Source organism: Roseibium sp. LAB1, from assembly GCF_054658235.1.
Genome location: NZ_BAAGIB010000002.1, coordinates 890,029 through 908,227, shown reverse-complemented (window position 1 = coordinate 908,227; position 18,199 = coordinate 890,029). Strand labels below are relative to the sequence as shown.

The following is an 18,199-nucleotide window of genomic DNA, read 5'->3' as shown; positions in this document are numbered from 1 at the left end:
GAGCACTCTTCATCCATTACGTATCAGTTGCCGGTCGGCAGACCGATCGAGAAGCCGTCCTTGGCAAGGGCATCCTGAACGTACTTGAAGCGTTGATACTGAGTCAAAGTAATCGGCCCTGTATAAACTTCACTCTGCAGCTTCCGCGGCGGATACTTGACGTAGGATTCAACGAGTTTTTTCACTTCCTCATTGATCACTGGCAGGTACCAGGTGCGTTCGGTGAAGTTGTTCATGAACATGTCGTAGCGTTCCTGCGGATCGGCAAGCAGATTGAAGATCTGCGGGACAGTTGCAACGTAGCTTTCCGCCCCTTTCCAGCCAAGGTTGGTATCCACGGCCAGGCCGCCGGTTGATGCGCCGTCATCGCCGCGCAGGTTGAACACTGCCTTGTAGTTGCCGACACGGGCTGCTCCCGGGGAAAGTTCGTTTTCGGTGAAATAGAACCAGGCTTTGCGGCCGGAGTCTCCCGTGCCTTCCCAGACAGGTGTCATGTCGTAGCTGTCGAAGATGATTGGTTTGCCTTCGCGGTCTTCGGTCGGCAGAGTGATGCCTGCAACGGAGGCAAAGGTCGCCATCAGGTCGAGACCACCGACTACGGCGGCACTCTTCGTGTCCGGTTTGACATGGCCCGGCCAGCGAACGATTGCCGGAACGCGGTTGCCGCCTTCACGCACGGTGCCCTTGGTACCGCGGAATGGCGTGTAACCGGCATCAGGATAGACGTCCTGCCAGGCGCCGTTGTCAGTCGTCCAGAAGACAATCGTGTTGTCCGCCAGGTTAAGGTCGTCGAGTTTCTTGACCAGATTGCCGATACGCGCGTCGAGTTCGACGACGGAATCGGCATATTTGGTCTTGGAAATCGATTTTCCTTCAAAATCGGGTGCGGGCATGTTGGGCTGGTGCACCTTCATGAAGTTGACGTTGATGAAGAACGGCGTATCCGGCTTCTTGGCAGCTTCCTCCAGGAATTCGAGCCCGGCTTTTTCGACATAGCCGTCAAAGAAGGGAATGCCGACGACGCCCTTGTCTGGCGTGTCGACATATTGGCCGTTGATCTTGAAGTCTTCCGCCGCCTTTTCGCCGGCCTTGCCCGAAAGCGATCCCTTGGTGACCTTCTTGAACATATCGCGCAGGTCTTCCGGCATGTCCGGGAACCAGGTTGGATCGGCATAGGTGTACGCATTGAGGTGATAAAGGCCGACATATTTCATCACGTCGTAGCCCTGGGCGTTGGGAAGCGCGTAATCGTCTTCACCCAGGTGCCATTTGCCGGTGAAATAGGTGTCGTAGCCACCGGTCTTGAGAACGGACGCCAGTGTCCACTCTGCAGCCGGAAGCCCGCCGCCCTGACCCTGGAAAGCCACCGTGGTCATGCCTGACCGGTTGGGAATGCGGCCTGTCTGCATGGCAGCGCGGCCTGGCGTACAGCTTGGCTGGGCATAGAAATGGGTAAACATCATGCCGTCATCGGCCAGTTTGTCGATGTTCGGCGTGGGCATGCCACGGGCTTCGCCTCCCAGATACGGACCCGTATCGCCGTATCCGGTGTCGTCCGACACAATGAAGAGAATATTGGGTTTTTTCGCTTCTTGAGCGAAGGATATTCCTGACAGTGCTGTGCAGGCCAATCCCGCGACCGCTAGTCCGGTCACTATTCTGGTCAACATCTCTAATGGCTCCCTTTTGGTCCATTTGTTGAGGAGGCCTGTGAAGGCCCGTCGTAACGTGCGCTTCCAGTCAGGAAGCTTGAAATTTCCCGTTCGAGTTCTTCAATCACGGCACGATAGTCGGCAGCCTTGTCTGCATCAGCCTGCCAGCGATCAAGGGCGCAACAAGCGGTTGCGTAGTCCTCGCAAAGAGACACAAAGGCAGGGTGATTGTTGCAGAGGCGGCGGACAGCGAGTTCGTCCACGTTGAAGCGACGCATGATGAGAGCTGCTGTCGGCATGACGGCGTTGCTCCGTTGTCGGTAAGACTTGGAAAATTCCAATTGGATTACGTACGGGACTCCGGGCTTTTACAAGGTATGAACAGGTACGAACAGGAGTCTGGGAGCGTGTGCCAGTCGCAAAAAGGGAGTACAAATATTGCTATAACCAGAGAACCGGGGCACTTTGAGAACGTTCGGATAAACTAAATTTTTGACGGATTTTTCAAGGCGAGGCGATGCAGTCGGGAAGCCAACATAAAGTTGCAACCTTACAGGGGCAGGAATTCGACTGTCCCGAGCATGTCCGCGCGGAACTAGCGCGCGTTCTGGCCAGCGACCACTTTCATGCAACGCCGAAACGCCGTGACATGCTGACCTTCCTGATCGAGGAAACGCTGGCCGGACGAGCAGACACGTTGAAGGGCTACGCCATCGGTCTGGCGGTTTTCGGCAGGGACGAGAGTTTCGACCCGCAGTCCGATCCGATTGTCCGTCTGGAGGCCCGCCGCCTCCGTCACGATCTGGACAGCTACTACATTGCCGAAGGCGCGCAAAATCCCATCCGGATTTCCATTCCCAAGGGACAATACGCTCCGAAGTTTCACAACAAACGGGAAGAATTGGGCTTCCAGGAGGAACTGTCCGATCATTCGGTGACCGAAAGCGCAGTTGATCGGAGCGGCAAGGGGAGCGCCGCAGTCAGGCCGGCCGGCAATACGGCCAGGCTGCCCTGGGCCATTGCTTTCGTGGCGGTCTTTTGCGCGCTGGTAGCAACCGGCGTGCTGATTGCAAATCATGTCCTGCCCGGTCGCGGTGACAGGCTGGATATGTCCAAGCCTTCCGTAATGGTATTGCCGTTTACGGTGAACTCGACGGATCCCGAACAGAAAATTCTGGCTCAAGGCATTTCGGATCAGATCATGGCCGCGCTGAGCCGGTTTCCGGACTTCCGGATCTTTCTGCCGCCCTCGGGACGGGGGATGTCCGACACCTACGATCCTGTCGAGATTGGCCGGCAGGAGGATGTCGCCTTCCTTATTACCGGCACGGTCGGCTCCGAAAATGATCTGATCCGCGTCCTTGTCAAACTCGTTCATACGCCCAGCAAACGGGTGCTCTGGTCAGGTAGCTACGATCGAAGTCGCAGCCGGTCGTCCCTGCTGGACATTGAGAACACGATCGCCGGCGAGATAGCCTCCATCGTGGGCCAGCCCTATGGTGTCATCAGGAATGAACTGGCGAGCAACCTGCCCGACGAAACCGAACCAAGCAGCGACAGTTTCGAATGCGTGCTGCGCGGTTACGTCTACCGCAGGAACTTTTCGAAACAACTGCACGCAACTCTCCAGGCGTGTCTGGAGCGCGCTGTCAAGCGTGATCCGGGATATGCTGAGGCCTGGGCTATGCTGGGTTGGATCTACCTGGATTCTGCACGCTTTGGCCTTGCTGCAGTCGGAAACAAGGAACTTGCCTTCGACCGTGCACTGGACTCAGCCTCGCATGCGGTGAGCCTCGACACCAACAACATCCTGGCGCTCAAGGCACTTTCGTCAATCAATCACTACATGGGCAATATCGAGGAAGGGGAGAGGCTCGCCAAAAAGGCTTTGGATCTCAATCCCAACGATCCGGACACATTGGCCCAGCTCGGCTGGCGGCTGGCCGTCGTGGGAAAATTCGAGGAAGGAATTCCCTATCTGGAAAAGGCGATCGAACGTACGCGGAACGCGCCCGGCTGGTATTTCCATCTGATTGCCATAAACCACCTGCTGAACGGCCACTACGCCGAGATGCTGACGGCGGCGAAGAAGGGGGTTCTCGACGGATCCGGAGTCAGTTGGTGCCTCGTCGCAATTGCTCAATCGAAACTTGGCAACAAGGAAGCCGCCGGCGCAGCTGTGAAGAGAATGATGGAAATATCTCCTGCACTTGGGCAGAACCCCGCCGGGTTCCTGCGTTCACACCAAGCCAGTGATCAGATCGTCAACGCCCTTGTGGAAGGGCTGAAGACTGCCGGCTGGACCGATCCGGCCAGAAACTGAGTTCCTGTGACTTTTTCATGTTTTGACGAGCTTGCCGGCCATGGAGGCGGCTCAACGACTTTCCGAAACGGCTATTCTGTTGCCAGAAGCCTTTCCGGAAAGCCGATCTTGACCACACAGACGCCGGTTTAGCAGCCCGGTGTCATCGAAGTGCCTTCGGACATCGCGCCGGAGCAATCGTCAGGATCACCGTCAGGACCCTGGTCTACGGAACTCAGGCCGCCGATCGGGGGGGCCGCGCTGCCGTTTTCAAGGCCGTCACCGGACTGGCTGCTGGATTGGCAGCCGCCAAGGGCCAGAAGAGAAATCAGAAAGGCACTGGAAAAAAGTCTTGCAATCATCTTGGTCACTCACATGCGCCGCGGGTGGCGGGAGTTGGAAGGCGGGGCGCAAGCACGTGGATTTCGAGCAATAGATTTCTTGCGCTCGCATTGATTGTCACGATTTTTTCATTTGCCGCAATAGCTCCGTCGATCTGTAGATCTGTTTTATCCGACGCCTTGCACCCGGAGGATCGCCTGTATCAGTCGCCGGCCACGAAGTAATGAAGCGTACCGTCCGGACCGATCCCGACGCGGTAAAACGTCCAGGCGCCAAAGTCCTGCATTTCTGAAAAATCACCTGCGGTGACAATCCTGAACATTTCGACCTTCTGGTCGGGTGTCAGATCGTGTAAGGGATAGCGGGCAAAATACGGCCAGATATACATTTCCTGGGGCGTTCCCTCATCGACATGCAGGAAGCCTGCATCCATGATGTCGGCGAGAATGGCTAGGATCTCGAAGCCCTCGCCATCGCCGGAGCTTTCCTTCAGAAAATCTATGGGGTCGTCGATCTGCCCGAACGAGACCGTGGGCGGCAGTTCGTTGCTTTCGAACACCATGCGCAGCCGTTCCATGTTTCCAGAAAGCGCGGCTTCCTTCAGCTGGGCCTGCATGCGCTGGACCGGTTTCGGCAAGTAGGACGTGCTGTAGAGCACTTGAGGCAATCCGGCTCCTTCTTGCGCAGGCGCTTCCGCTGCCCCGGTGCCGGCCGGTTCGCCGGCCTCGGGCGGGGTGAGGTCTTCTGCAGGGATCGCCGGTGCATTTCCGGCCTCGGCAGGCGCAACGGGTATCGTTTCGACCTGAACTGTCTTGGCAATGCCAGGGGCCGCCAAAACCGTGCCTGCCAGCAGACCGGCGGCCAGAACCGCAGCCTGATAAATCCGACTCATGGAAAGTTCCTCATTTTTCCGCTCCGACCTGTCCCAGTCGTTCCACACCGGCACAGGCAGGCATCGCCCCGCGCCATTCCTTAAACAATTCGTGCGAGACTGAAAACATCGGGACCGGAATTTCCTCTTGTCTTGTCACGACGCCGCAGGGCCGCTATCGAGAGGTCCGTTCGCTTGAAAAGTAATATCACAGGTCTAGAAAAGGACCGGCCGTGTCGTTTTTCGAATATGCGCTGATCGGATTTTTTGTCGGCATTCTCACAACAGCCCCGGTCGGACCTGTCAATATCATGGCCATTCAGCACGCGGTGCGCGGCGGCTTTCGCCAGGGGGTTTTCGTGGGGCTGGGCGCTGTGGTCGCAGATACCATATTTGCAGCGGCGGCGATTTTCGGCATCTCGGCCGTCACCAACTTCATCGAAGGACAGTTCGATCTCATCGAGGTCGTCGGCGGGGCCCTGCTGATCATTTTCGGCATCAAGATCTGGAACACGCATCCGCATCTGACGAAAGACGGCAATCCGAGGGTTCACGGGTTTTGGGCCGACGCGACCGCGGCGTTTTTCATGGCGATCACCAATCCTGGTGCGGTGCTGGCTTTCGTGGCGATATTCGGCGGGCTGGGTGATTACCGGCCGCCGACCAATGATCACTTAGGCGCATTGATTATGGTCGCTGGGGTGACAGCAGGTGCGACCACATGGTGGGTTCTGGTGTCGGCTTCCGTCTCCCACTTCAAATCGCGCATCGACGATCTCTGGCTGGACCGTGCCAACCACATTGCCGGGTTTCTGCTTGTCGTGTTCGGCGCGCTGATTTATCTCAAGCTGGCGCTGGAAGCGGCCGGAGTTGAGCTGATCGTGTAAAGGGCTGGAATCAAAAAGGCCGGTGACCCGGCCTTTTCAGATTGCGTGCCGTGACATCTACTGAAGAACGCGGTTCACAGTGTAGTCGCCCTGCAGGATGCGGTCCGGCAGGCCTTCGGCCAATTTGGCCACGGCATCTTCACCATAGGCAGCAACCAGGTCCGCAAGTGCGGTGAACATTGCCGCATGAGCGACAGCGTCCGCATCCACACCATTGGCGATGGCTTCGGCCCAGGCGTCGGAAATGAAGCCGAGTGCAGCACGTCTGATGTCTTCGTCTTCAGCAAATTCGGCTTCCATTGCCGCGTCGGCGTAATCGTCGTTTATCATTCGCTTCCTTACCGGTCCTTCCCGAACGCAGGAGGGACAACCCCCACGTGTTCCTGCCCCGAATCTTGAGTATTGATCCTAGCACGGTGAACCGCGCTGATAAGTAACCGTGAACGCAAACTTAACGGCCACCCACAAATTTGATTCAAAAGGTTAACCAACTCGTAACGATTTGAAGATTTCTGCGGAATTTAACGACCATAGCGGCTGGTGACGTCGCTGATAATGACCTCACCTTCGCTCAAGTACTGTCCCATTGCGAGACGAGCCGCCTCGGTGCACTCTCTGTAAGCGACTGAGAAACCACGATAACCTTGGTTAAATCGCTCGATGAACCTGCGTCGCCGATTCTCGTCCAGCGTTTCTGCGTCGAGGAAATCTTCCATTCGGTCGCGCCAGCTTGGATTGTCGTTCTCCTTGCACAGCGGACGCAAGAAGTGCAGCGCTCCGAAGATCTCCGACAGACGCATGAGTTGCTGTTCGAAAGGTGGTGCGTCGATCGCGGATTCCTGTGCCGTTGCAACCTGAACCGGACACATGAGCCCCACAGTCAGAACAACAGCGGTCCGGAACAACAAAGCGTGCATGCGGCGTTTCATCATGAGCGGATCATGCTGAACCCGGCCGGGCACCGCAAGCACTATGGCAGGTTGATCCCAAGATTAGAGACCTGGTTGTTTCCCGAAAGGTGCCGGCGGATGCGTTCTGGGGTACCTGGTGTGGTCAGCAGGTCGTCGAGATCTTCCAGGCGGACCCAGTCGAGCGCGGCGGCATCGTCAGCGGCAACCGGGTTGCCGGAAACATAGGGGCCGCAAAATACGGTAAGGATGAAGTGGGTGACAACACGGCCGTCTTCGTCGCGCTGGATGGAATCGAATGTCTCGACAGGCTCGCCGATTGCGGCGGTGACCCCGGTTTCCTCAAGCAGTTCGCGGGTGGCTGCTTCCTGCAGAGTTTCGCCAAGCTCGATCACGCCGCCCGGCAGGCTCCAGTGATCCTTGAAGGGTGGCTTGCCGCGCTTGACCAGAAGAGCGCGGCCGTCGCGGTGGCACAGGACACTGACACTGGCACGCGGCATTTCCGGATAAAACCTGGACATGGATCCTCAGCAGGCGGAGAGACGACTGATTCTGCCGGCAAGAATAAGCCGCCCGGGGCTACGCGAACAGGGCGTCGATTTCTGCCTGGGCACCTTCGCCTTCATGCTGGGTCGCTTCGGGCTCCACGTGGCCGTGAATGACGGCGCCTGCGACGGCGATCAGCGGCTTGATTTCAATCGTCGCCTTGTCGGCAATCTGCGTTGCCACCATCGCCGGATCCGGCGTCTCGCGCAGCTGATTTTGAATCTCGCAGACGAGCTTGTTTATGCCCGAAACCTGTTTTTCCAGATGCTCGCGCAGGTAAGCCGGAGCAGCGTGGAAGGCCATGATGGCCAGGTTCTTGTCCTTGAAAGTCGAGTTCTCGAAATGGCCCTCATAGTCGAGCGGCTCCCATTCCAGAACGTCTTCGGCGCAGTCCGGCATATCCGGGAGCATTTCCAGAAGCATCATTACTTCATTGAAATGATTGAGATAATCGGTCGCCAAACCAGTGTGGGGATTAATGTTTGCCTGTTCCAGCCTTTCGGCTGCCAGCTCCCCGGCGCCCAAAACTGGATGCAAACATTCCATACCTGTCCCCCTGTTATTGACTTGGGTCCTACGGTACTTCTTTTTTATTTCCAATTGCCTAACTTGGCGGAACCTGTTTGCCCTGTTTGCGGGCCCCTGACGGGAGAAAAATGATGTGCGGCCGTCTGGCTCTCACGACACCACCGGATGCTGTACGCAGCTTCTTCGACTACGTCGACCAGCCCAATTTTCCGCCGCGATACAACATCGCGCCGACCCAGCCGCTGGCCATCGTGCGTCAGTCGCTTGATTGCACGCGCCGCTTTCACCTTGTCCGCTGGGGACTGATGCCGCCCTGGGTCAAGGATCCGGCCAGTTTCACGCTGTTGATCAATGCCAGGGCGGAAACGGCGTCGCAAAAACCTTCGTTCCGCAACGCCATGCGCCATCACAGGTGCCTTGTGCCAGCGTCCGGATTTTACGAGTGGCGGCGCACGCCGGAGGGCAAGCAGCCTTTCTGGATCCACCCGGCGGAAGGCGACATCATGGGCTTTGCCGGCCTTTGGGAAACCTGGTCGGATCCCGATGGAGGTGACATCGACACCGGAGCGATCCTCACGATTCAGTCCAACCGGATGATGTCGGCGATCCATCACCGGATGCCGGTGATCCTGAAGCAGGAAGATTTCGGTACCTGGCTGGATGTTGCCAATGTGGACAGGCGAGAGGCACAAAAGCTGCTTCAGCCGGTCGAAGACGATTTTCTGGTCGCGACGCCGGTTTCGAACCGCGTCAACAAGGTCGTGAACGACGACGCAGACGTCCAGCGCGAGATCTCGCCGGAGGAAATGGCCGTTCCCTTGAAGAAAGTTGCCAAGCCCGCGGCGGCGGAGAAAAATCGGTCTGAAAAAAATCAGCTTGATCTGTTCTGATCCGTCGCTGACATCAGATTTGCCGTGCAAAAGTCCGCTCATGGCTGTAGGGCAGTGGCTCAGCCGCAGGGATAGACAATGAGCAACGACGACACGCCTGAATTCGAGCTAGACGAGACCTTCGACGACGACGCTCCGGAAAACGAAGCATTGGCGGAAGCCTATAATCGCGGTCTTGCCCTGCAGAAATCGGGCGACCTTGAGGGCGCCGCACAAGCCTACCGCGAAGCCCTTGCGCTTGACCCGGACGACCAGGGCGGTGTCAGCATCCGCCTTGCGGCTATCGGCGCGGAAGCTGCGCCTCGGAAAATGCCGGACGCCTACGTCGCGACCCTGTTCGATCAACACGCTGATGTGTTCGACGATATCCTGGTCGACGAGCTTGGTTATTGCGTGCCTTTGCTGGTTCGTGACATGGTCCAGAAGCTTGAGATCGGCCCTTTCGAGCGGCTGCTCGACCTTGGCTGTGGCACCGGTCTCACCGGAATGGCTCTGGCCGACTGCACGACCCACCGGACAGGTGTCGATCTCTCCGAACGGATTGTCGAACTCGCCTATGATCGTGAAGTCTATGACGACCTGTATGTCGGCGAGGCAGTCGCATTCCTTGAGGATTTCGAGGAAGACGACGGCTCACGGCCAAGCTGGGACATGATCGCGGCAACCGACGTCTTTCCCTATCTGGGAGCTGTCGAACCGTTTCTGGCGGGTGCTGTCGACCGGTTGAGCCCAGGCGGATACCTGGCGTTCTCGACCGAAACCTTGCCGGAAGACATCCTCCAGGGCCGCTCTTTCATGGTTGGTCCGAAAAGCCGCTTTGCGCAGGGCGAAGGCTATATTCGCTCCTCCCTGGCTACGGCCGGTTTCAACATTCTCGCCATGGATCCGATTGTCGTGCGTCTGGAAGAGGGCGATCCCGTACCCGGACACCTGGTGATCGCGCGGCTGCGCTAGGCCCATCCGCTCAACAGGCATCAATTGTCTGACGCTCAGCCGATATGCCCCTGATCAACGGCCGTTCCATCGCAATCGATCGAACGGCCGAATGATGCTGTCGTGGTCAGTCAGCCCTTTGCATGCGCAGATAGGGTTCGCCGTCCGACGTCCGCTTGACCGCAACACCGTCGCCGTTGATGAGAACCACGACCCTGCTGCGAAACGCGGAAAAGCTGTCGAAGGTGACCACATCCACGGGCGTGTCGAACTTGATGGTCACCCTGTATTGGCCTGCCGGGCCAACCCGGGTCAGCGACAGAACCTCCCCTTCAAAGGGTTGCTTCATGTAAGTGCCAGAGACGCGGTTTCCGACAGAAAACTGCATCTGGTTCGGCCGGGCTGCTGTGGCGGAAACAGTGTTCCAGTCCTTGAAGCCGTACTGGGCGGACAGGAGTTCGAGCGCCTGGCTGTGGGAAATATCCTGTCCCTTGGCAGCGAGCGCGGCACGCAGGCGCTTGGCCTGGGCCTTGAGATTGGCAACGCTGGGTAGCGTCATGGGTTTACCTTTCCAAGAAAGGCAGGCGGTCAGGTTTTGCCGGTTGGCGATAACCCGTCATGGGGCCCGCGTTGCCATCAGCCTGCACTGTCTCGTGAAGGTCGATCAAAGCTGCAAGATGTCTTGCGCAAGGGAATTCACCTTGGCCGAAGCCTGCGGGCGGCCGGTTCCCTCAAACCGGCGCAAGGCATACGCCCAGGCCCGGGTTCTGTCAACGCGGCAAAAAGAAAGCCGCTGGCGCGGCTTCAAGGAGAGGGAGGTTAAGATGAAATACCCGGCGGTTCAGGCCGCCTGAGTTCGCCTGCGCCCTGCCGGACGCAGAAAGGTGATTGCCCTGAATAGGGGGCAGGGCAATCGCGGAGGCGTGCGTGCCCGCCGCCGCAGGTTTTCCGGGGGGAGGGGTGTCCCCGGAAACGGGTCAGGTGTGGATCAGCCGCTTCAGGAGTTCGACTTCCTGCGCCAGGGTCCTGTCCTTGGACACCATGTCTTCAATCTTGCGGACAGCGTGCAGCACCGTGGTGTGATCGCGGTTGCCGAAACGCCGGCCGATTTCCGGCAGTGAACGGCCGGTCATCACCTTTGCGATATACATCGCGATCTGGCGCGGACGGACCAGCGTGCGGGCCCGGCAGGACGACAGAAGGTCCGCCTTGGTAACGCTGAAATGCTTGCAGACAACCTGCTGGATTTCTTCCACCTTGATGGAACGGGGCTCACCGATCCGAACCAGGTCGTGCAGTGTCTTTTCCGCAAGATCCATCGTCACCGGCTGCTTGGTCAGCTGGTTGTGGGCGAACAGGCGATTGAGAGCACCTTCCAGGTCACGGGCAGAAGCAATCACGTAGCGTGCAATGTGGTCGGCGACGTCTTCGGGAACGGAGAAACCCGGATGCGTGCGACGTGCAGCGGTGATCCGCTTTTTCAGGATGTCGTGGCGCAATGCGTAATCCGTTGCCTGGATGCCGACGACTTCACCTTTCTGAATCCGATAGCGCAGGGCATCGCCGAGCGTATCGAGGTCTTCAGGTGATCGATCGGCTGCGATAATGATTTGGGTCGGCGATTCCATCAGCAGTTCCAGCGTCTTGCTGAATTCATCCGCGGCTTGCTTGCCGTGCAGGAACTGGAGATCGTCAACAAGAAGCAGGTCGATGGAGCGCATTGCCTGACGCAGCACCGGGAAAGCCGGCGTTCTGAGAGCTGGCACCAGATGATACATGAAGAACTCTGCCGACAGATAGGCAACCTGCCGTCCCGTCTTGCGGGCTTCGGCTGCCGCAGCCTGCAGCAAGTGGGTCTTGCCGATGCCGGTGGCGGAATGGATGTAGAGCAGATCCAGAGTGCCCTGGTGTCCGGCCGCCATCTGACGCACGGCGGCGCAGGCAAGGCTGTTCGAGGCACCTTCGGCAAAGGTATCGAAGGTCAGCTTCGGATTGAGGGAGGCACCGTTCAGGAACTCGGCCGCCGCGTTCTCGTTGCTGTCCGCAAGGCACGGAATGACCGACATGCCGTGGGACGAGCCGAATTGAGGCGTGCTGCTGAAAGGGCCGGGACGACCGCTGATCCGCCGGGCGGAGATCGCCTTGGGGGCAAGACCGGCATTGAGCTGACGAGGACGTAGAGCACCGCGAACGGTCAACTCGATACGGTTGATATCGTCCTGCTCGCGTTTCCAGAGGCCGACGAGCTGCTTCTCGTAATTGTTCTGAATCCAGTTTTTGAGGAAGCGGGTGGGCACCGACAGGCGCACTGCATCGCCCGTGGTTTCTTCGTGGTTTACTCTGCCGAACCAGTTGGAAAATACATCGTCACCGAGCTCGTTTCTCAGTTCCTTTTTCACACGATCCCATTGATCCGAACCAGCTAAGTTCTGAACCTGCATTGTGGCCTCCATTGGAGGGACCGTTTGGAACCGCTCCCCCCCTGTGCACTGTCTATGAGCAACGATGTTCCGCCTCGCTGCCCGTTTGTTTCGTTAGGTCTTTTGCCCATTTTGGGTCTCCAGACCGGATGGCTTATTAGTGCCTATGAAACATCATTAACCTTTTGATTACCATGTTTACAAATAGCTTATTTTTATGAGGTCATAGACGTTTCATATTGTAATTTTTGTAGATGACGGGCGCTGCGCATGTAAATTTTACATAGCGAATCTTGCGTTTTGTCATCGTCAGGACATGCCGCAAGTCCCGACCTAGTTGTTCTCCTGTTGCTGTTTCCGCTCTGCCTGTGAGCTTGAAGACGATTTTAGGAAAAATTTAACTTTTCGGGATTTTTTCTGCGAGTTTTCAAAAGGCTGCTGTCAAATTAAGAAGTTTAGCCTAGGAAAAAGCCGGTATTGATCGAAAGATCATGTCGTTTCTGACAAGGTGCGTACGCGCTGGTTCACCTGTGGCATGTCAGCCAAACGGGCTAACGGTCTTGTTAACCGGTTCAGGATGCCTGCAACACAGTGGAAGCTGGGGACAATATGTGCTCAGAAAATGGGCCGTTTGAATTGAAGGGACCAAATTCGGTCCGGTTTCCGTCGCCGTAAACCGCTGACGGATCAAGCCCCTGAGCGCAACAATGCATGCATTCGTGCCGCCGCCATTTTTGGCAGGCCGGGTTAACCTTATCCCCAGCTCCGGGCAAACTTCGGCAACCTGCCAGTTTTGACAATTGATCCGCCTGGGCTGTTGCGGGCGAAGCGTGTTAGTCGGGTACTAAGTGCTTTTACTTAGCTGTGAGCCGCCCCTTTCCAAGTAGAGATCAGTAATTTCCGAAGGCTGGTCTTGCTGGTGTGGCGGAGCCGGCTTTTGACGAGACGGCTCCGTCCGATGCTGGTTCAAGTGGTGGTCTTGAAAACATTCGCGACTGTCGAGAACAGGAAATTCCTGTTCGTGTGAACATCTATCGGCGAGTTGGGTCCCGTGTTGGCCCAGATGGGCGCGTCGTTGGAAAGGCCGGGGCCGCGTTGGACCGAAACAAGGCCGAACCCGTCATTGTCCCAATAACCGTTTGGAAATCCGGGAGCCGGCGGGCCGCCCCACCAGGTGTAGATGTTGGGCGCTTCCGGCTGGTTCCACAGTTCGTCGCAATATTCGAAGTAATAAAGACCGATACACAAGGGATGGGCAAAGGCCTGGGGCAGCATCTTCTGCGCAACTTGCGCTGCCTTGCTGCAGGTTTGGTCGTCAGAGTAGATGGTTCCGGGATTGTTTGCATCCCGATGGCTGGTGGCTGGAATGCCCCACTCGGTGAGGAGAACGGGCTTCAGGGCCCGCGGAGGCAGTTTGCCGTAGTCTTTGAAGATGCTTTCGAAGGTTTCGGTCTGATAGGTGTTGACGCCCCAGAAGTCTATGCTTGGACAGTTCTCCATGTAGGAAGACGCTTTCAGGGGAATGTTCGGGTCATCGTGGGTGGCCATGCCGGCCAGTTTGCCGGGGGCTTCTTCCTTGACGATGGCAGCCATCTTCTCCACCTGGCTCCACCAGAATGTGGCCAACTCCGGCTTGTTGTAGCAAACGTCGGCGCCGTCCTGTTCGTTCTGGATGGTGAACCCCATAACCGCCGGATGATCTGCAACGGATCTGACGGTCTCACGCAATACGTTGGTCCAGTAATCGATCTCTGCCGGTGTGGCCTTGTCGTATTGGGTCTTCCAGAACATCGTGGCGGGCAGGGGAATACCGATCAGAACGGATCGATGCATCTTCGCTTCAGGTGGCGCAAACTTGTCCCAAGCCAGGTCCAGAAAATTCAGATGCGTGAAATACTGACCGCTGTTCCACGGAGAGGGAAAGGTTCCGTTGCCTTCCAGTTGCCGCGACAGCATGCAGTAGACTCGAAGCGAATTGTTGTTGAGTTGCCGGAAATTGGGAAAATCGCGTGACAGCAAGGGCGCCCAACTGGAAATGTAAGTGCCGTCCGCTTCGTAATTGTCCCAGTACCAGTCGCCCAGGGCGGGCGCATAGGAATTGGAGCCGTTGATGGGTGCCGGGGAATAGCAGACCCCTTTCAATTTCACTTTGGTGGACGTGGGTTGTTTCCCGTCTTCCGTGAGCTCGCAATAAAGATTTGCGGTTCCATCGCTGTCAACGGAACAGGTCCATTTGGTGGTCGTCATGGTGTGGCCGCCTGAAATAATGGGTTTCTCCTGGCGTCTTACGTCCAGGAATGAGAACTTTTTCGTGCGAATGCCAAAGAGTACAACTAAAGAGTGCTGAAGAAAGCTTTAAGACGCGTATCGCGCGTATTCGGTGACGACAGCTGTCCGGCCTGCAAAATTCTCGAAATCCAGAACGGTGCTGCCCTGGTTGTTCAAACAACAATGCCGGCACGCGAGGTGCCGGCATCGATTTTTCAAAGAAGGGGAGCCGTCGACCGGCCTGGACAAATCGGGGCGTCAAGTCTGCCTTCACACGAAGGCAGGCCAGTCTAGAGGACGCGGCCGGGGTTCAGCAGGCCCTTGGGATCGAATGCGGCTTTGACCCGCTTCATGAGATCCAGCTCGATGCCAGGTTTGACGTCCTTCAGGAGATCACGCTTGAGACGGCCAATTCCGTGCTCTGCGGAGATGCTGCCACCGAACTCATTGACGATGCCATGAACAATGGCGTTCATTTCATCCCACTTCGCCAGGTACGCTTCCTTGTCGGCGCCCACGGGCTGGCTGATGTTGAAGTGGATGTTTCCGTCGCCGATGTGGCCGAACGGAACAGGCCGGCACCCGGGCACGAAGGCTTCGACCGCCGCCATGGCCTTGTCCAGGAAGTCGGGTATCGAGGCGACAGGCACGGAAACGTCATGCTTGATCGATCCGCCTTCCGGCTTCTGCACTTCTGACATACCGTGGCGGATATGCCAGAAATCGTGAACCTGGGTCAGGTTCTGCGCAAAGGCAGCGTCTTCAACCAGCCCGTCTTCGAACGCTTCGCCGAGAATGCTTTCCATCAGGTCGCGCACCGGGAAGGCCTCGGAACCGCTGGACAGTTCCATCAGGACATACCAGGCGTGTTCGCCCTCAAGCGGGTCGCGTGCCCCCTCGAGGTGACGAAGGCAGAATTCGACACCGACGCGAGGCATGATCTCGAAGCCCGTCAGAACCGGGCCGGCCTGCGCCTTTGCCAGAGTGAACAGCTTGAGTGCGGCCTGCGGATTCGGCAAGCCGATGAAGGCAGCTTCCAGTTTCTTGGGCCTGGGGAAAAGTTTGAGCGCAGCGGCGGTAATGATGCCCAGAGTGCCTTCGCCACCGATAAATAATTGTTTCAAATCATAACCGGTATTGTCCTTGCGAAGGGTTCTGAGACCGTTCCAGATCTCGCCCGTGGGCAGCACAACTTCGAGTCCCAGTACCAGGTCGCGCGTGTTGCCATAGGCCAGAACGGCCGTGCCGCCGGCATTGGTGGAAATGTTCCCGCCTATCTGGCAGGACCCTTGTGCACCGAGCGCAAGCGGGAATAACCGGTCGACCTTTTCCGCTTCGTTCTGCAACGTCTCAAGCACCACACCGGCCTCGGCCGTAATGGTGAAGCCGGCCGGGTCGACGGCACGAACCTTGTTGAGGCGCGACAGCGAAAGAACGATTTCGTCCCCGGTTTCCTGCGGAATCTGGCCGCCCACGAGGCCGGTGTTGCCTCCCTGCGGCACGACCTTGAGATCGTTCTGATAGGCGTAGGCCATGACGGCGCTCACCTCTTCGGTGTTGCCGGGGCGCAGCACCATGGGAGTGACGCCCTGATACAGGTCGCGCCATTCGGTGAGATAGGGAGCCTGGTCGTCCGGGCTTGTCAGAACGTTTGCTGCGCCGATCATCTCGGCGAAGCGGTCGGCATGGGGAGTGCGCTCCATGAGCGGGGTCCTCGTGAAGTTTGACAGTAAAATTCGGGCGCCAACATAGTGTCTGAAAGCGTCTGCGTCGACGGTTCATTCCGTCACCGTGTCTCTTGAAGGAACAGACCCCTTGTGCCATAGGAAGCCAGCCCGCTGGGGCGGTATTGGAATTCTTTCGGAGACGACGATGGCGGAAACGCGCGGACTGATGAATGGCAAACGCGGCCTGATCATGGGTGTGGCAAACAACAAGTCAATTGCCTGGGGTATTGCCAAAGCACTGGCCGACGCGGGAGCAGAACTGGCTCTTACCTACCAGGGCGATGCGCTCAAGAAGCGGGTCGAACCACTGGCCGACCAGTTGGGTGCCATCGTTGTGGGCCATTGCGACGTGACCGATGGCGGCTCCATCGATGCAGTCTTCAAGGCCCTGGAAGACAAATGGGGCAAGATCGATTTTCTCGTCCATGCCGTCGCCTTCTCCGACAAATCCGAATTGACCGGCCGTTTCGTCGATACGTCTTCCGATAACTTCGCCCGCACCATGGATATTTCCTGCTACTCGCTGACCGCTGTCACCCAGCGCGCCGAGAAGCTGATGTCCGACGGCGGTTCCATTCTGACGCTGACCTACTACGGCGCCGAGAAAGTGATGCCGCATTACAATGTCATGGGCGTTGCCAAGGCCGCGCTGGAAACCAGCGTGAAGTATCTGGCGATGGACCTCGGCCCGCAGAATATTCGCGTCAATGCGATCTCCGCCGGGCCGATCAAGACGCTGGCGGCCTCCGGCATCGGCGACTTCCGCTACATTCTGAAGTGGAACGAATACAATTCTCCCTTGCGCCGCACCGTAACCATCGAGGAAGTCGGCGACAGCGCCCTGTTCCTGCTGTCCGACCTTGGCCGCGGTGTCACCGGCGAGATCCAGCATGTCGATTGCGGCTACAACATCGTCGGCATGAAGGCGGTGGACGCGCCGGACATCTCCGTCGTCAAGGATTGACCTGTTCGGATGGCCGGTCTCGCACCGGCCATTTTCATATCGCACGTGCCCCGGTCGCCAAGGGGCAGCCACGCCTGCCGGAAACTGAAATGACAACTGTGCTGAGTGCCCCGAAATCCGACCTGCTGCCCAAGCTGCATGATCCGGAGTTCCTGGTCTTCGTTCGCCACGGCCAAACGGACTGGAACTTCGAAGGACGCATGCAGGGCCAAAGGGACATTCCGCTCAATGACATCGGGCGCGGCCAGGCCAGCGGCAACGGTGAGCGGCTGAAGTCGTTTCTGGAGCGCGAAGCGATCGACCCTGCCGGGCTGGATTTTGTTGCATCACCGCTCCACCGTACGCGGTCGACAATGGAGTTGCTGCGCCAGTCCATGGGGCTGCCGGTGGAGGCCTACAGACTTGAGGATCAGCTCAAGGAGATCACCTTTGGTGACTGGGAAGGCTTCACGTTGGAAGAACTGGCGGATGAGGAACAGGACCTGATCCTGCAACGCCGGGCCGACAAATGGGGCTTCGTTCCCCCAAAGGGCGAAAGCTACAGGATGCTTGCCGAACGCATCGGCCGCTGGCTGGTGACGGTTGACCGGCCCTCGGTCGTGGTGTCCCATGGCGGCGTCTTCCGTGTTCTGCGCGGTCTGCTGGAAGGGTTGGACACGGTTTCCGTTCCCAAGCTCGATGTGCCACAGGACAAGGTCTTTGTGTGGCGTAACGGCGGCTTCGAGGTCGTCTAGGCGACAAATTTCAGTACTTTGTTGCCTCGCCTGTCTTGTCGATTGTCCCTGGCCCTGGCCCTGGCCCTGGCCCTGGCCGTTCCGGTCCGTGCGTCATCGTGGCCGGTATTTTGTTCCCCAAAGATCACGAAGATGTGCTTGAAAACGGCTAGTGTCGGGTGATCGGCAGGCGTCTGCCTATCGTACTTGCGAGCACATAACTCAATGGGTCAATGACAGACCCGGGA

At 57.8% G+C, this 18,199-nt stretch carries 18 protein-coding genes; 6 read left to right on the top strand and 12 right to left on the bottom strand.

Annotation, left to right across the window (positions count from 1 at the left end):
• Positions 1-23: 23 nt before the first annotated feature.
• On the bottom strand, positions 24-1,670 hold the full coding sequence (locus ACYQ54_RS14075) for an arylsulfatase (protein ID WP_460083306.1): 1,647 nt from the start codon (positions 1,668-1,670) through the stop codon (positions 24-26).
• A gap of 2 nt (positions 1,671-1,672) precedes the next feature.
• The gene (locus ACYQ54_RS14070; protein ID WP_460083304.1) at positions 1,673-1,993 is read right to left on the bottom strand and encodes a hypothetical protein; all 321 of its coding nucleotides are present in this window, start codon (positions 1,991-1,993) and stop codon (positions 1,673-1,675) included.
• 176 nt (positions 1,994-2,169) lie between these two features.
• On the opposite strand from ACYQ54_RS14070, the gene ACYQ54_RS14065 reads away from it, so the two are divergent.
• The gene (locus tag ACYQ54_RS14065; RefSeq protein WP_460083302.1) at positions 2,170-3,975 is read left to right on the top strand and encodes a tetratricopeptide repeat protein; all 1,806 of its coding nucleotides are present in this window, start codon (positions 2,170-2,172) and stop codon (positions 3,973-3,975) included.
• A gap of 128 nt (positions 3,976-4,103) precedes the next feature.
• Here ACYQ54_RS14065 and ACYQ54_RS14060 read toward each other — a convergent pair whose 3' ends face one another.
• On the bottom strand, positions 4,104-4,316 hold the full coding sequence (locus ACYQ54_RS14060; protein ID WP_460083300.1) for a hypothetical protein: 213 nt from the start codon (positions 4,314-4,316) through the stop codon (positions 4,104-4,106).
• 182 nt (positions 4,317-4,498) lie between these two features.
• Positions 4,499-5,188 (bottom strand): hypothetical protein, encoded by a 690-nt coding sequence (locus tag ACYQ54_RS14055; protein ID WP_460083298.1) that lies wholly within the window; start codon positions 5,186-5,188, stop codon positions 4,499-4,501.
• A 212-nt stretch (positions 5,189-5,400) separates the two neighbouring features.
• Here ACYQ54_RS14055 and ACYQ54_RS14050 point away from each other — a divergent pair, with 212 nt between their 5' ends.
• Entirely contained in the window at positions 5,401-6,054 is a 654-nt protein-coding gene (locus ACYQ54_RS14050; RefSeq protein ID WP_460083296.1) for a LysE family translocator, read from the top strand.
• A 57-nt stretch (positions 6,055-6,111) separates the two neighbouring features.
• Here the strand turns inward: ACYQ54_RS14050 and ACYQ54_RS14045 are convergent, their stop codons facing one another.
• The 4 genes from ACYQ54_RS14045 to ACYQ54_RS14030 all read right to left on the bottom strand — a co-directional run bounded on the left by ACYQ54_RS14045 (position 6,112) and on the right by ACYQ54_RS14030 (position 7,931).
• On the bottom strand, positions 6,112-6,384 hold the full coding sequence (locus ACYQ54_RS14045) for a hypothetical protein (protein WP_006933467.1): 273 nt from the start codon (positions 6,382-6,384) through the stop codon (positions 6,112-6,114).
• A gap of 191 nt (positions 6,385-6,575) precedes the next feature.
• Positions 6,576-6,986: a TIGR02301 family protein gene (locus ACYQ54_RS14040; RefSeq protein WP_460083295.1), complete on the bottom strand. Its 411-nt coding sequence runs from the start codon at positions 6,984-6,986 to the stop codon at positions 6,576-6,578.
• Between the two features lie 38 nt (positions 6,987-7,024).
• Entirely contained in the window at positions 7,025-7,483 is a 459-nt protein-coding gene (locus ACYQ54_RS14035; protein WP_460083293.1) for an NUDIX hydrolase, read from the bottom strand.
• Between the two features lie 58 nt (positions 7,484-7,541).
• On the bottom strand, positions 7,542-7,931 hold the full coding sequence (locus tag ACYQ54_RS14030) for a hypothetical protein (RefSeq protein ID WP_460083292.1): 390 nt from the start codon (positions 7,929-7,931) through the stop codon (positions 7,542-7,544).
• Positions 7,932-8,167: 236 nt separating this feature from the next.
• Between ACYQ54_RS14030 and ACYQ54_RS14025 the strand changes: the two genes are divergently transcribed.
• The gene (locus ACYQ54_RS14025; RefSeq protein WP_460083290.1) at positions 8,168-8,926 is read left to right on the top strand and encodes an SOS response-associated peptidase; all 759 of its coding nucleotides are present in this window, start codon (positions 8,168-8,170) and stop codon (positions 8,924-8,926) included.
• A 78-nt stretch (positions 8,927-9,004) separates the two neighbouring features.
• On the top strand, positions 9,005-9,880 hold the full coding sequence (locus ACYQ54_RS14020; protein WP_460083288.1) for a methyltransferase: 876 nt from the start codon (positions 9,005-9,007) through the stop codon (positions 9,878-9,880).
• A gap of 106 nt (positions 9,881-9,986) precedes the next feature.
• On the opposite strand, the gene ACYQ54_RS14015 is transcribed toward ACYQ54_RS14020, so the two are convergent.
• From ACYQ54_RS14015 to ACYQ54_RS14000, 4 genes are all read right to left on the bottom strand, one after another.
• Complete coding sequence (locus ACYQ54_RS14015) at positions 9,987-10,418, bottom strand: glyoxalase superfamily protein (RefSeq protein ID WP_460083286.1); 432 nt, start codon at positions 10,416-10,418, stop codon at positions 9,987-9,989.
• A gap of 418 nt (positions 10,419-10,836) precedes the next feature.
• Positions 10,837-12,300, bottom strand: a complete 1,464-nt coding sequence (gene dnaA / locus ACYQ54_RS14010; protein ID WP_460083284.1) for a chromosomal replication initiator protein DnaA — start codon at positions 12,298-12,300, stop codon at positions 10,837-10,839.
• A gap of 945 nt (positions 12,301-13,245) precedes the next feature.
• Positions 13,246-14,526, bottom strand: a complete 1,281-nt coding sequence (locus tag ACYQ54_RS14005) for a glycoside hydrolase family protein (RefSeq protein ID WP_460083282.1) — start codon at positions 14,524-14,526, stop codon at positions 13,246-13,248.
• Positions 14,527-14,837: 311 nt separating this feature from the next.
• Complete coding sequence (locus tag ACYQ54_RS14000; RefSeq protein ID WP_460083280.1) at positions 14,838-16,250, bottom strand: FAD-binding oxidoreductase; 1,413 nt, start codon at positions 16,248-16,250, stop codon at positions 14,838-14,840.
• Between the two features lie 169 nt (positions 16,251-16,419).
• Here ACYQ54_RS14000 and fabI point away from each other — a divergent pair, with 169 nt between their 5' ends.
• Complete coding sequence (gene fabI, locus ACYQ54_RS13995; RefSeq protein WP_460083278.1) at positions 16,420-17,238, top strand: enoyl-ACP reductase FabI; 819 nt, start codon at positions 16,420-16,422, stop codon at positions 17,236-17,238.
• A gap of 89 nt (positions 17,239-17,327) precedes the next feature.
• Entirely contained in the window at positions 17,328-17,972 is a 645-nt protein-coding gene (locus tag ACYQ54_RS13990) for a histidine phosphatase family protein (protein ID WP_460083276.1), read from the top strand.
• Positions 17,973-18,199: the final 227 nt, after the last annotated feature.